At 46.4% G+C, this 15403-nt stretch carries 6 protein-coding genes; 5 read left to right on the top strand and 1 reads right to left on the bottom strand.

What is annotated here, in order from left to right; all coding sequences use genetic code 11:
* The first annotated feature begins 63 nt into the window (after window positions 1-63).
* From R7P74_RS13330 to R7P74_RS13315, 4 genes are all read left to right on the top strand, one after another.
* Window positions 64-1362, top strand: coding sequence for a hypothetical protein (locus R7P74_RS13330; protein WP_053307255.1), 1299 nt, complete (start codon window positions 64-66; stop codon window positions 1360-1362).
* Entirely contained in the window at window positions 1355-2317 is a 963-nt protein-coding gene (locus R7P74_RS13325) for a formyltransferase family protein (protein ID WP_005373444.1), read from the top strand. The genes R7P74_RS13330 and R7P74_RS13325 overlap by 8 nt, the downstream gene beginning before the upstream one ends.
* 146 nt (window positions 2318-2463) lie before the next feature.
* Entirely contained in the window at window positions 2464-3078 is a 615-nt protein-coding gene (locus R7P74_RS13320; protein ID WP_047008153.1) for a phage tail protein, read from the top strand.
* Window positions 3079-3393: 315 nt separating this feature from the next.
* On the top strand, window positions 3394-12831 hold the full coding sequence (locus tag R7P74_RS13315) for an Ig-like domain-containing protein (RefSeq protein WP_443292812.1): 9438 nt from the start codon (window positions 3394-3396) through the stop codon (window positions 12829-12831).
* A gap of 514 nt (window positions 12832-13345) precedes the next feature.
* Here the strand turns inward: R7P74_RS13315 and pdxR are convergent.
* A complete protein-coding gene (pdxR, locus tag R7P74_RS13310; protein ID WP_258460957.1) occupies window positions 13346-14749 on the bottom strand; it encodes a MocR-like pyridoxine biosynthesis transcription factor PdxR in 1404 nt (467 codons plus the stop codon).
* Window positions 14750-15152: 403 nt separating this feature from the next.
* Between pdxR and R7P74_RS13305 the strand changes: the two genes are divergently transcribed.
* Window positions 15153-15403, top strand: a 251-nt coding sequence (locus R7P74_RS13305) for a transposase (protein ID WP_206937370.1), incomplete at its 3' end; no start/stop codon positions are given.

Raw genomic sequence — 15403 nt, 5'->3', positions numbered from 1 at the left:
TCTCAAGTACAGGTGTGTTACATCATTAACTACTGCTACAGCGGCAAGTGAGGTTCATGAATTATGCAAAAAGGCTCATCTATAGAATTCTACCAGCAACGTCCTCAATCTCGTGAGACGGTCGGTGTTGAAGAAGTGCAGCAACAAACTCAACAGTTTGGTTTTGCTGAACCCGAAATGGATGAGCTGCTTAAGTACTCATTACGGACTCAACTTGAGGCTATGCTCCAAAACCAACTCAGCACGGCTGAACGCCAACGGCAACTGAAAGAGAGTTTCGCTGCGGCAGTTGAGCTCGTATTGAAGGAGACGAAAGTTGAGCACCGAACACTGGTGCAAGCCTTTCAGAGCATGTATGGCAACGCTTGCCAATCTCTTTCTCTGGCTAAACTCACTCAAGAGGAACTGACCCGACAGTACATTTCCACGTCTGGGCTGGTGATGTCCCCACTTAACTGTAAACACACCATCAAAGATGTGTACCGAATTAAAGGCTTTGCGTGTGGTATAAACAAAGCTATCCAACATATGCTTGCCAACAAGTCACAGGTTAAAGTGCTTTATCCAGCTTGCGGCCCCTTTGCACCATTGCTGCTGCCTTTACTTGCTCACTACAAACAAAGTGATCGAATTAGCGCAGAGCAGCTTCAGGTGACACTAGTAGATATTCACCCCGGAGCCATTAAAGCACTCAATCAATTGATCGCGGATCTCGATATCGCAGACTACATTGAAGCCTTAGTGGAAGAAGATGCTACCCAATTTTCGCCAACTCAAACGTTTGATCTCCTGATACTTGAAGCGATGCAGCATGGCTTTAGTCGGGAAGGGTTCCTCAGCATCGCGAAACATTTGGTTCAATATTTACATATTCAAGGCGAAATGATCCCCAATCAGGTATCTGTGCGCGCCATGATGGTCATCGGGGAGACGGAATTTAATCAACAATGGGAAAAAGCAGAGTATGCACATTCCAACCATTGCCAGCCGGAAGCGATCGATGATCGAATTGATCTGGGAGAAATTCTTAACGTCAATAAAGCCATGTTGCTCAGAAGCGAGATTTTTGAGCTAGATGGTGGAATAAAAATGCTGCAAGGCAACACCATTGAGCTGCCGAAAGATGTGCCAGATATGGCAAAACGTATCCTCGCCATTTACAGCCATATCGATACTTACGGAGATGCGATGGTCGGACAATACGACTCTGGTATTACCCATCCTAAACCCGACATGACTTTTTATGTGGATGCCAAGCCCAAAGCTGTTGAACACCATTACTTTGAAGCGAAGGGAGGGGATAAGGTCAGTTTCTATTATCAGTTAACCGGATTGCCAGGTTTTGTCGCCACCCATGGATGATTTCGATATGCAGCAAAAATACGTCGTTTTTACAGGAAGTTGTTACGCCTTGCCCATCATTCAGTTGTTGGCACAACAGCATAAATTGGCGGGCGTGGTAGTACCGGAAGGAGAACTAAATCCTGACTTACAGCAGCTACAGAGCTATCTGAGCGCTCAATCGATTCATATTGCTCAGTATACCGCCAATGACAGCAGTGCTTTGATAGCGCAACTCGATGTTTGGCGAGTCACGGATGGCGTTATCTATTTGTTCAGGCACATAGTTCATTCCTCGCTGTGTCAGTTTTTCAACGGAAACTTGTACAACATTCATCCGGGAAAGCTGCCCGAGTATCGAGGCCCGATGCCTCTCTATTGGCAATTAAGAGAGGGTTTAGACACCTTTAGCCTCACCCTGCATCGTCTTGAGGCATCGGCTGATTCCGGCGCTATAGGAATGGAGTTAGAGGTACCATTTCACCCGTTTGAGACCTTAACCAGTGCTCAGCAAAAAGCGTCACAAATGACGGCTAAGCTGATGTATGACTTCCTCATCGCGCAACAAAAGCAAGGGCTGGTTTGGCGTGAACAAGTATCAAACCCCAACGAAGTGGCACGAGCAGTAAACCAACATGATCTGCACCTTCGTTGGAACGTGCAAACGAGTCGCGAAATCGTCAACTTAGTGCGAGCAGGCAATCATGACTTCGGTGGTGCGATGTTGAGCTTGCCAAGTGGTGTCGCCAATGTTTTGCAAGCAAGCGCAATGGAGACTTCTTTAGTCGGTGTTGAGGCGGGGAGAATTCTCGAGATCAGCCCACAACATGGGTTACAAGTGAAAACGTTAGATAGCGCCATATCAATAGATGTTATTGCTACACCGCAAGGCGTGTTTTCGGGTTATCGCTATGCGCAAATGGCTGGGCTAGATGCTGGGATGTCATTGCTCCAGCACGCTTCTGCTTGTGAGTAAATAAATATCTCAATACGGCTCTTTGCGGCAGTGATGAAGCCCGTAACGGTATTTAGTAATGCGAGATTGGAAAATTTTAACCAACCACACCAATTTCGTTATGGGCTGGTTTTAACTTAAGTGTATACGTTGAAAGGAAGAACAGTATGGCTACAGAACCGTATCTTGGGACACTAACCGCATTTGGTGGCAATTTTGCAATTAGAAATTGGGCAATGTGCTCGGGGCAAATGCAGGCAATTGAAGATAATCCAGCGCTCTTCTCTCTAGTTAGCACTCTATACGGAGGTGACGCCCGAACTACCTTTGGTTTACCTGATTTGCGTGGCCGCAGTCCAGTTGGTGTAGGCACACGACCTGGGGGGATGGATTATCATCAGGGAGAAAGATTGGGTACTGAACTGGTAACTATTGATATAACTCAAATGCCAGCACACTTACATACGGCAATTTTTACCCCTCTTGGCACTTCTGCACCTGTAACAGGCAGGATGCAGGTTGCTACCAATGCTGCAAATACACAGGTACCCGATAGTAATTCGTATATAGCGCAAAACTCTACCCCCGGGTTCTATAAACCGACGTTTCAGCAACCAGATTTGACCGAGATCGAAGGCTTAAGTGTGTCTGGTGGTGGCTCGGGCGGAGGTACTGTAACTGTGACTGAAACAGGCGGTTCAATGCCACTTAATATTTTGAGCCCGGTATTGCCGATTAATTGGTTAATTGCCACTGCGGGAGTATACCCACCACGCAGCTAATCAACCAAGAAAGAATTGGCTGAAACTTTCGCTAATCCTTTCCTATAAAAAAATTAAACATTTAAGTTGATTATGATAACCCGGCTATGTTGATAAGGCCGTCATCTTCAGGAGAGGAAAATGAGATTACGTCGTCAGGTAGCGATCGCAATTACAACAGCATGGGTGTCCTCAGCGTTTTTTTCCGGTGAAGCCTGGGCTGCACAGCAAACGATTAACTACTCTAATGGTTCAGGTTCCAGTTTTAGTGAGGTGGAGACAGGCGTCACTGGGGGTATGCCCTCGGTCACTCTTACCAATGCAGGTGCTGTGTCTATGGTATTAGATGCCGGCAATAGCACTGATAGCACTCCGTTTACTGGCCTAAATGACCTCGGGTTTGTAGCTGGTGTTTTTTTCTCAAATACCATGATTAATGAGTTCAACAATCGTGGCTTCCGCTTTTTTGAGAGATCAAGTACTAACTTCAGTTTCGACGAAATTACCTTTATGCAGGGGTCGGCCCGAGACTCAGATAAAACGTATCAACTTGTGTTAACTGGCTTCTCTAATAATACTCAAACAGTGACCGAAACTGTCACCTTGCCAAAAGGTGGTGAAGCAAACTCAGGGTTACAGGATTTGTTTACCCTGACCCGTGGTACAGACTTTACTGATTCTGCATGGCAGGACGTTGATACAGTGACTATGGCGTTTACCCGAAGTCCGGGTGCTGACTCTCGTTATCTTATCAGAAGTATCAAGATTGATGACGCTGCGGTTTCAGACTCTACCGCGCCTACTTTTGTCAGTGCGAGCTCAACTCCCACTGATGATGCAACCAATGTTTCTGTTAGCAACAACATCGAGATTGCCTTCGATGAAAATATTGAGCTGAAGAGCGGCAATATTACCATTCGTAATGTTACCGACAGTCGCGACTTTGAAGTATTTAATGTTGCCACCGAAAGCGATGGCACAACAACATCACCAGGCGCTGGTCGCATCAGTGTTACCAACAATAAAGTTTACTTAAACCCAACCAGTGATCTGGCAGGGAACCGGACCTACGCCATTCATATTGAATCCAGTGCCGTGGCTGACAGCGCAAATAATAGCTTCGCTGGGATCAGCGATGATGCCACATTTAACTTTACGACAGTCGATACCACGCCAAATGCGCCATCTACACCCGATTTAGATGCTAGTTCGGATACCGGGCCATTAAATACTGATAATATTACCAGTGACACTACACCAACGTTTAGTGGGACTTCTGAGAGTGGATCGATCGTTACTTTATACAGTGATCAAGTCGGTGGAGGTGCAACGGTTATTGGCACAGGCACTGCTACTGGAGGAAACTGGCAGATAACAACCAATGAGTTGGCGTCTGGTATTACACATGCAATAAGTGCTAAAGCATCTGATAGCGATGATAATGTTAGCTCGGCATCCAACGCGTTAAGTGTCACCATTGATACAATAGCACCATCCGTAGTGAGCATTACCACGCCGATTGAGGCTGACAGTATCGTCAACGCTGCAGAAGACAACGATGTGTTGATCGCTGGCTCCGGCGCGGAAGCAGGCAACAGCGTGACCGTGACTATCACAGACAATAACAGCTCTGTCAGTCGTACGGTGACGGCCGACAACTCAGGCAACTGGACGCTGAGCGGCAGCGAGCTGGATGTCAGTGGCCTGAACAATGGCACCCTGACGGTGTCTGCAACCCAAGCAGATATAGCAGGTAATATCTCCACCGCAGCTAGCCAGAGTGTTACCCTAGACAATGCAGCCCCATCAGCAGTGACCATCACCACGCCGATTGAAACCGATGGTATTGTCAATGCGGCAGAAGACAACGACGTACTGATTGCTGGCTCCGGCGCGGAAGTAGGCAACAGCGTGACCGTGACTATCACGGACAATAACAGTTCTGTCAGTCGTACGGTGACGGCCGATAACTCAGGCAATTGGACGTTGAGCGGCAGTGAGCTTGATGTAAGTGCGTTTAACAACGGCACCCTGACTGTGTCTGCAACCCAAGCAGATATAGCAGGTAATACTTCTACCGCAGCCACCCAGAGTATTACTCTGGACAATGCAGACCCATCTGCTGTAATCATCAATACGCCGATTGAAACTGATGGGGTCGTCAATGCGGCAGAAGACAACGACGTACTGATCGCTGGCTTCAGTGCGGAAGCAGGCAATAGCGTGACCGTGACTATCACGGACAATAACAGCTCTGTCAGCCGTACGGTGACGGCCGACAACTCAGGCAGCTGGACGTTGAGCGGCAGTGAGCTTGATGTCAGTGGCCTGAACAACGGCACACTCATAGTTGCTGTGACGCAATCGGATACGGCGGGTAATACCTCCAGAGTGACCACCCAGAGCATTACCTTAGATAACGCCGCACCATCAGCTGTGACCATCACTACACCGATTGAAACCGATGGTATTGTTAATGCAGTGGAAGATAACGATGTGTTGATTGCTGGCTCCGGCGCGGAAGCAGGCAACAGCGTGACCGTGACTATCACGGATAACAACAGCTCTGTCAGTCGTACGGTGACGACCGACAACTCAGGCAACTGGACGTTGAGCGGCAGCGAGCTGGATATCAGTGGCTTGAGCAATGGCACCCTGACTGTGTCTGCAACCCAAGCTGATATAGCAGGTAATATCTCCACCGTAGCCACCCAGAGCGTAACCCTAGATAACGCAGCGCCATCCGCTGTTACCATTTCCACGCCGATTGCAATCGACGGTATCGTCAATGCGGCAGAAGACAATGATGTGCTGATTGCTGGCTCCGGCGCGGAGGCTGGCAATAGTGTGACCGTGACCATCACGGACAATAACAACTCAGTCAGTCGTACGGTGACGGCCGACAATACCGGGGCTTGGACGACTATTGGCAGTGAGTTTGATGTAAGTGCGTTTAACAACGGCACCCTGACGGTCGCGGCGAGCCAGAGCGATGCGGCGGGCAACACCTCCAGTATAGATAGCACAACAATTACGTTAGATAACGTGAGGCCAACTGTTTCTTTGAGCAGCTCAGACCTTGATTTGATCTCTGGCGAAACGGCGAGTATCACGTTCACCTTAAGTGAGTCCTCAAGTGACTTTACTGAGTCAGATGTCACCGTCACTGGCGGCAGTTTGTCTAACTTTGCGGGCAGCGGTGACAATTACACGGCCACCTTTACGCCGGATAGAGACAGTACAAGTACAGCGACGATTAACGTGGCGGCAGATTTCTTTACCGATGCTGCCGGGAATAGCAACACTGCTGCGCCTCAACTGTCTATAACCGTTGATAGTTTAGTGCCGAGTGTGACTATCTCCAGTGATAAATTGGCGCTGAAAGCGGACGAAACGGCGACCATTACCTTTACCTTAAGTGAAGCGTCGAGCGATTTTACCGAGGCGGATATCACGGTTAGTGGCGGTACTTTGTCTGGTTTTGCTGGCAGTGGTAGCAGCTACACTGCGACCTTTACACCAACGGAAGAGAGTACGACGAGCGGTACTATTGAAGTTGCCACAGGCACATTTACCGATGCCTCTGGTAACACCAATAGTGCAGCTACACCACTTTCCATCAGCGTCGATACTGTGCTTCCAACCGTTAGTATCACTAGCTCCAGCGCTGCGTTGAAAGCGGGTGAAACGGCAACACTCACGTTTACCTTGAGTGAAGCCGCAACTGATTTTTCCGAAGCCGATGTGACCGTGGCTGGAGGAACTCTTTCTAACTTTGCGGGCAGTAGCGCCAGTTACACGGCTACCTTTACACCTGCAGAAGAAAGCACTGAGGATGCAACTATTGATGTTGCAGCCGAGAAATTTAGCGACGCAGCTGGCAACCTCAATACAGCAGCGACTCAGTTGTTGATCTCAGTGGATACGGGGATCCCGACTGGACATAGCATCAGCATTGATCAGGAGAGCATTAACAAAACCAACGAACAGGCGATGAGCTTTACCTTCGCAGCAGCTGAAGTGAACGCGATGTTCACTTATAGCGTGACCGACGGTACCACGACCATTGACGGCGCTAGTCAAACAATTTCTTCGGAGACCATGCAAGTAACGGGCATTGACGTCACTATTTTGCAAGAGGGGACGTTGACAGTAAGCGTGGTGGTAACCGATGCCGCAGGCAACGCATCTGATGCAGTGACGGATACTGTGACCAAACGCTACGATGTCGCGCCAACGGTAGTTGATGATAGCTTCTCGACTGAGGAAGATACGGCGAAACAATTTAATCTGTTAGCCAACGATTCCGATGTTAATGATGACATGGTCGCTTCTTCTACAACGATTAAAACGCAACCAATTAAAGGTCAGGTGTCGATCAGCAACGGCGTTGTTACCTATACGCCAAATAATAATGAGACAGGCACAGATAGCTTTACCTATACCGTGAAAGATGCCCTGCTGCAGGAGTCGCAAGAGGCGACAGTGACCGTCACTATCATGGCTATAAATGATGCGCCAGTCGCTAAAGCGCTGACCATCAACACCGACGAAGATACCGCAAGCGCAGCAGTCAGCGCGCGTAGTCAAGCGGAGGATGTTGAAGATGGCATCCCAACGGGTGATTTATCGTTAGTTAGTTTGCCTCAAAAAGGACAAGTAGCCATTGATCAAACTGTAGGCACTTTTGTATATACGCCGAATCCGAATGAAAATGGTAGCGATAGCTTTACTTACACGATCGCAGACAGTGAAGGCGGCGTTTCTCTTGCGGCCACGGTCAGCGTCAATATCGGTTCCGTCAATGACTCACCAGTAGCGGAGGAAGACAGTTTTACTTTTGATGAAGATATCACATCGACACTCGATATTTTAAGTAACGACAGTGATATTGAAGATGGGTCATTCACCCCGAGTAGTATTACCCTGCAAGATCTTGGTCAAGGAGAGGGGGTATACAGTTTTGCCACGGTCAGTGTCAATGTCGATGGGACCTTAAAGATTGTGCCAACAGCGAACGTTAATGGTCAACATAGCTTTACCTACATGCTAACCGATAGTGGTCAAGCAGTCTCAGTGCCTGCAACCGTCACGCTCAATATTACGCCAGTGAATGATGCCCCCGTTGCTGTTGATAACAGTGCACAACTACTAGAGGGAGGCTCCTTCGAGGTCAATGTATTAGGCAATGATAGTGATGCCGATGTTGGAGACAGTTTTGAACTCACTAGTGTCACAGTCGTCGATACGCCAGCACATGGCAGTGTGAACGTGACGGCGTCAGGAGCGATTGTTTACAACCCCAATGAGAACTACTTCGGTGAAGATAGCTTCACCTATACGGTGGCAGACTTAGCAGGTGCTGTATCTAACGCCGCAACAGTGACCATGACAGTAACACCAGTCAACGACGCACCAATGGCGCAAGCACAGTCACAAACGCTTGATGAAGACAATAGTTTGGTGATCACGCTGGTTGGTTCAGATATTGATAACGATGATGACACTCTGCAGTATCTTATCACTGAGCAAGTCAGTCATGGCGTGCTAGAGCAGTTGACCAATAATAGTTGGCGCTATACACCAGAAGCGGACTTCAATGGCTCCGACTTCTTCTTGTTCAAGGTCAACGACGGTGATCTCGACTCGACAGAGGTTCGTGTCGATTTGACGGTTAATGCAGTCAACGATACACCAACCGCGACCGATATCAGTGCTACGGGAGAGGAAGAAATACCGCTGACCATTACTTTAAATGGTAACGATGCAGAAGGCTCATCTTTGAGCTATCAAATTGTAAAATCGCCAGTCAACGGTAATGTTACCGTCACAGGCAATCACGCGGTTTATACGGGTAACAGTAACTTCTTTGGTCAGGACAGTTTCACTTACAGCGTAAGTGACGGAGAACTTACCTCTGGAGTGGCGTTAGTGACCATCACGGTGAATAACGTTAATGACGCGCCAGTGATTACGGGTACCCCATCGGCGCAAGTTGATGAAGATAGTGTGTATCAGTTTGTGCCCGCGGCATTGGACAATGACCCAGCGGATACTCTGACCTACTTGATAGCTAACAAGCCACCTTGGGCTACATTTGACAAGACAACAGGAGCGCTTTCTGGCACGCCAAGTAACCGTTATGTGGGGACTTATCCAGGTATCGTGATTAGCGTATCCGATGGCTCTATTTCTTCCTCATTGTCAGCTTTTTCGATTACTGTGAATAACGTTAACGATGCACCCGTTATCTCTGGTTCACCAGCAACACAAGTGAATGAAGACAGCACCTATCTGTTCACGCCACAAGTGTCAGATGTTGACAGCCAAGCCTTCACCTTCAGTATCGTGAACAAGCCATCTTGGGCTAGCTTTGATGCATCAACAGGCACGCTTAGTGGTACACCAGATAATGGTGATGTTGGCAAATATCAGGGCATTGTTATCTCGGTTTCTGATGGTCTCACGACCACAATGCTCAATAGATTCAGTATTGTGGTTAACAATGTCAATGACGCGCCAGTGATCAGTGGCACTCCTGCTCTTACCGTCAACGAAGGCAGTACGTACCGCTTTGCGCTGCAGGCATCGGATGTTGATAGTAGTAGCTTGAGCTTTTCAATCCGCAATAAACCATCATGGGCAACCTTTGATAGAGCAACTGGGTTGCTAAGTGGTACGCCGGAAAATGAGCATGTTGGCAGCACCAATAATATTGTTATTAGTGTCTCAGACGGTGAGCTAAGCACATCTTTAGCAGCGTTTAGCATCACGGTAATCAACGTTAATGATGAGCCAGTGGCGGTTAATGATACCTATGTCTTTACCGAGAGTAACGATGGTAGCTACTTATTGGATGTACTCAGCAACGACAGCGATGTTGATCTAGATACATTACAACTGGAATGGGTTAAACCTACATCTGGAACGGCAACGATTGTGGGCAGTCAAATCCAATTGGTAACGACCTCAATTGGTACAGTGGCAGTGCAATACAGTGTGAAAGATGGTAACGGTGGAAAGGCCACCGCGAAAGCAATCGTGACAATTAAAAGTGCGAAATTGGACGCACCAACAATAGCCGCACCTTCAGATATCGAAGTGAACGCAACTTCGCTCTTTACTAAAGTTGCATTAGGCTCTGCTGTGGCACGAGATAGTACAGGCAAGCTATTACCTGTTTCATTGGTCGACAGCACGACCTTTTTCCGACCTGGAACTAATACGGTCTATTGGCGCACTCAAGACTCTGATGGAAACGTCGCTGAAGCTAGTCAAACGGTAACAGTGTATCCACTGATAAGTATCTCCAAAGATGCGCAAACCACGGAAGGCACCAATCATAGCGTATCGATACACCTTAACGGTCCTTCGCCGAGCTACCCAGTAATCATACCTTATACGGTTTCAGGAAGCACGGACAGTGATGACCACACGCTCACCTCTGGTGAAGTGGTGATACCTAGTGGTACCGAAGGCAAACTTTCGTTCGAACTACTTAATGATGGACAAAATGAGGGCGTTGAAACCTTAGTGATTGATCTGGACAGCACCCTTAATCTAGGTAGTAAGCGTCGTTACACCTTGACAATCTTTGAAGAGAATGTGGCTCCGAAGGTCACGGTAAGTGTATCTCAGGCGGGGGAGCAGCGGAGCCAAATTGAAAATGGTGTTGAACCGGTCACAATCACGAGCAGTGTTAGTGATGCCAATATGTCCGATATACACAGTTTCAGATGGAGTAGTGATAGCGATGTACTTAACCAAGCGATTGCGGGGCAGATGTACAGCGAAACATTGACTTTCTCTCCGCAATTACTGAGTTCAGCGATTTACAATTTGCAATTGACAGTTACTGACAATGGCACTCCACCATTATCAGTGACACGGAATGTCTATTTAGAAGTGGTACAAACATTGGCGGAGCTCGGGAGTGAAGACAGTGATGGCGACTTAATCCCGGATGATCAAGAAGGTCATAATGATAGTGATGGTGATGGTATCCCTGATTATCTTGATGCAATTTCTGACTGTAACGTAATTCAACAGGTTGTGTCAGAAAAAGATCGCTTCCTCATTGAGGGGCAGCCAGGTGTCTGTTTACGCAAAGGAATAACCATTCTGACTAACGCAACAGGAGGAGCTTTATTGCTGGATGAGGAGCTTCCTAAAGATATCAACATGAAGAGCATAGGGGGAATCTTTGATTTTGTAGTAACTAATTTGCCGCTGCCCGGCCAAAGCTATCAATTAGTTTTGCCTCAGCGTTTACCTGTTCCAGCAAATGCAGTGTACCGAAAGTATAACGCTGAACAGGGGTGGATAGACTTTATTGAGGATGCTCAAAACACGGTTTCTTCTAGTGCTGGCGAGGCTGGTTATTGTCCGCCACCAGGGCACAGTTCATGGTCACAGGGTCTGACTGAAGGTGACTGGTGTGTACAACTTACCATTGAAGACGGTGGTCCGAACGATGATGACGGATTGGCTAATGGCAGTGTCGTTGACCCTGGCGTCGTTGCCGCTCGTGTAAGCAATAATACACTCCCTCAAGCGATTGACGACAATGCGTTTGTTAGTCTCAATGGTACGGTGACGATCGATGTATTGAGCAATGATGCTGATGCTGATGGTGATGGGCTGAAGGTAAGTCGCGCTTCTGTAGATATTGGTAGTGTTAGTGTGGTTGATAACAAACTAAGTTATGTCACTCAACCACAGTACTACGGGGAAGCTTTGATCACTTATAGCGTAACGGATGGTAATGGTGGAACGGGATCGGCGAAGGTGACGGTAAATGTGGTAAACAGTCAGAATCCGAATGCGGTGGACGATAATATTACCACCGATGATCGTACCCCTGTCACGGTTTATGTCCTTGCTAACGATACCGATCCGGATAACGACACATTGAAGTTGGTTTCAGTCCAAGCGCAGTATGGGCAGGCGGTCATGAATGCAGATCAGAGCGTGACCTATACCCCTACCTCAGGGTTTGAAGGCAATGATGTGTTGACATATATCATTCAGGATAGCCAAGGCCTGCAAGACGCGGGGAAAGTTATAGTGACCGTTAAGTTGGTAAGAGATGTAAAGGTTGAAAATACTTCAGCAGGATCATTGGGTGGCATGGTGTTGATGCTTTTGATTTTGTTAGGAGCCATGCAACGTTATGGAAGAAACAGTGCTCTAGCACTAATTGCTGTGTTTAGTTTTAGTAGTCAAGCGGGCTGGTATGTTGATGTTCAAATGGGGTCAAGCCATGCAGATGAGCGTGATGCTGTTAAAGGTGATAACGTAATCTCTACTGACAACACCGGGTTCTATCGCTCTGTCGGGTTGGGATATACTTTTTCTGATCAATGGTCTGGAACTATTCGTTATATTGATATGGGTGAAGGTAGTGCTACATTGCGTAGTGCTACTACTTCACCAGAAGACTATCACGCCAATGTCGCATCTATAGCCCCACTCCTTGTTAAGGGCATGGGCTTCGACATCGGTTATAAGTTCTGGCAATACAATTCATGGTCCGCAAAACTGAGTTTGGGGGGCTTGTTCTGGGATACCGATATTGAAAGTACGTATCAAGGCAGCAAGATAACGACGGAAGTGGATGGTTTTGATGGATATATTGGTGCAGAAGTTGGCTACAACCTCTCAGATAATTGGGAGATCGGTGTCCAAGGCGCTCGTTATTTTTTACATGAAAATGATGTTGATATAATTGCGCTACAACTTCGTTATTTTTTTGAGCCGTTAGCAGCGTATTAACTTATGGTTTGGTATTTTTCGATAATTTATATCCCAATTGCTCATGAAGCGGTATGGTAAATCACTGGAGATTAATGTCGTGATTGTGCTCTTTATTATGTAGGTCAATAGTCTATAACAAATCCTTAATTACCTTGAAGTCTTTTCTTCTTTAACATCTAGCGAAAGATAGTGTTTTGATAGAGTGTTAAACAGAACTTACGGTTCGATATTAGAAAAATAAGGTTCATTGAATGCTCGATGTGAACTTAACTTAAAAGAAGATGATTTACGCAATAGGGTTGTTGGTAGTGCTGCAAATGTCAGCGTGATACGTCGCTTTACTTTGAACCTAGTACGTTTACAGTCGAAGAAATATAGTGTTGGGGCTGAAGCCAAACCAAGCGTGTCAGAGCGACACAGTTCGTATTGAACCCTTATTGGGTTGAAAAGCGTTCCACGCTGGCTGTCGCCCTGATGCTGATAACTGCGACGATAAATTGATACCGAGCAAAACGATAATTTTATATCTGTTTTAATCCAATATTGATTGAATAATATCAAATGCTTTTTCTATTTTTTGGGTAGGAATAATGCCAAATCCAAATAAGAGGGCATTAGAATGATTGTTGATAGAAAAATGCGATGATGGGTAAACCGCTACATTTGATGAAGCAAATTTATTCATCATTTGTGTCGCGCATCCCGATACTTCAGCTGCTATATGCAATCCACCTTGGCTTGGAATACGTTGTAAGCAATCTATGTTGTCAATTAATTGAGTTAGCTTATTATATCTTTCGCTGTAGATTTTATTCATATTGAGTAAATGGTGAGAGAAATGACCGTCACGCATGAATTCGTCAAGTAGGATTTGAGACACTACAGATGTACTTCTTCCCAAGTGCCATAACATATTTGAAATTGGCTCTATTAAAGACTTTGGCGGAATCATATAGCCAATGCGTATGCCGGGAAATAGTATTTTAGAGAAACTGCCTATCATAACGACGCAGTCATTTTTGTCTTGTGACTTGAGAGCTTTCTTACTGGTATTGAGATAGTGATATTCCGAATCATAATCATCTTCGATAATGATTGCGTTATTAACTTCTGCCCATCTCAGCAGTTCTAACTTCCTGTCAGCTGAGTAGCTAAAGCCTAAAGGGAACTGATGACTAGGCGTTGTATAAATAATTTTGGCATTAGAAGCGATTGATTCAACGACAACACCTTGGTTGTCCATCGGCACGGAGCCTATTTGCGCGCCAAGTAATCGAGCTTGATTTCGAAAAACAGGATATCCTGGATCTTCCGTCGACACGAGATCCCCGGGAGAGAGTAATGTAAGGAGAGTCGTCATTATTGCCTGCTGGCACCCTTGAGTAATGATGATGTCTTCAGGGTCACAGATTACGCCTCTCGAGTGTCTCACATACTCGCAGATAGACTCTCGTAAACAAGCTAACCCTTGTAAATCACCGCCATGTGCAAACTCTGGAGTTAATGCATTGAGCCTACTCAGTCTTGAGTGTCGCCAAATATGCTTTGCTATTCTCTGATGATCAGGAACGCCTAAAGTGAAGTCATAGTCTAGATTCTTTGGTGCGATGATCTCTGGCTTCTTCGATGCGTTAGTGCCAAACACCCCTAGTTGGTAGTGTTTTATTGGTCTCTTATCTTGATTCACCGTTTGTTCTAGAGCATTACTTACGTACGTGCCAGATCCTGCCTTTTTTACTATCCACCCCTCGAACTGAAGTCGCTCATACACCGAAATGACAGTGTTTCTTGCTATGCCTAACTTTTTCGACAGCATGCGGGTTGACGGTAATCTCTCATTTGATCGTAATCTGCCTTCTAATATCCCTTGGTATATCTCGGAGTAAAGTTGTTGGCTGGTGACTTTTCCAGTTTCGAAGTGTAGTGAAAATGGCATCGTTTTCTCTGTAGACGTTGAAAAGTGGTTCTAAAGCGTTGTGAGGATGTGGATCTGTATATACCAAGTATATCTACCTAGTATACCGTTATCGTGATATGGAGAAAGCGTAATTGAGTACACTATTTCCCCATTTTGGAAACGGATGTTACTTACATTCGTATCTAACCGGCCTACCTATCAACGGTGATCAGGTTTAGACCTGTTTATATCGCACTAAAAATTTGAAGACACAGTGTTATTCATCGAGGGTTAACGATTGGAGTTCTTCAAGTCAGGATTACTTTTATATAAAAAGTTAAAAGCCTTGGAATAAACTAGAAATTAATTATAAGTTAAGAGCCTATCCCAAAAGGAATTATCGTATAATATAATGAATAACGATAATTTCTGAGGGCAACGTATGGCAGGCAACAAGTGGCAAATCAGTGATGAACTCTGGGAGAAAATGGCTCCTCTCATCCCGGAGCATAAAACTCACCATCCTCTGGGTACGCACCGCAAGCGGGTTGATAATCGCGCTGCAATGAACGCCATCTTCTTCGTACTCAGGACGGGTTGCCAGTGGAATGCGCTGAATGCCACCGGTATATGCTCGTCAAGCTCTGCTCATCGCCGATTTCAGGAGTGGCGGGATGCTGGCGTATTTGAACG

The organism is Vibrio sp. 2033, from assembly GCF_033339735.1.
The sequence above is the reverse complement of the archived record's forward strand: the minus strand, read 5'-3'. Positions and strand labels throughout refer to the sequence as shown.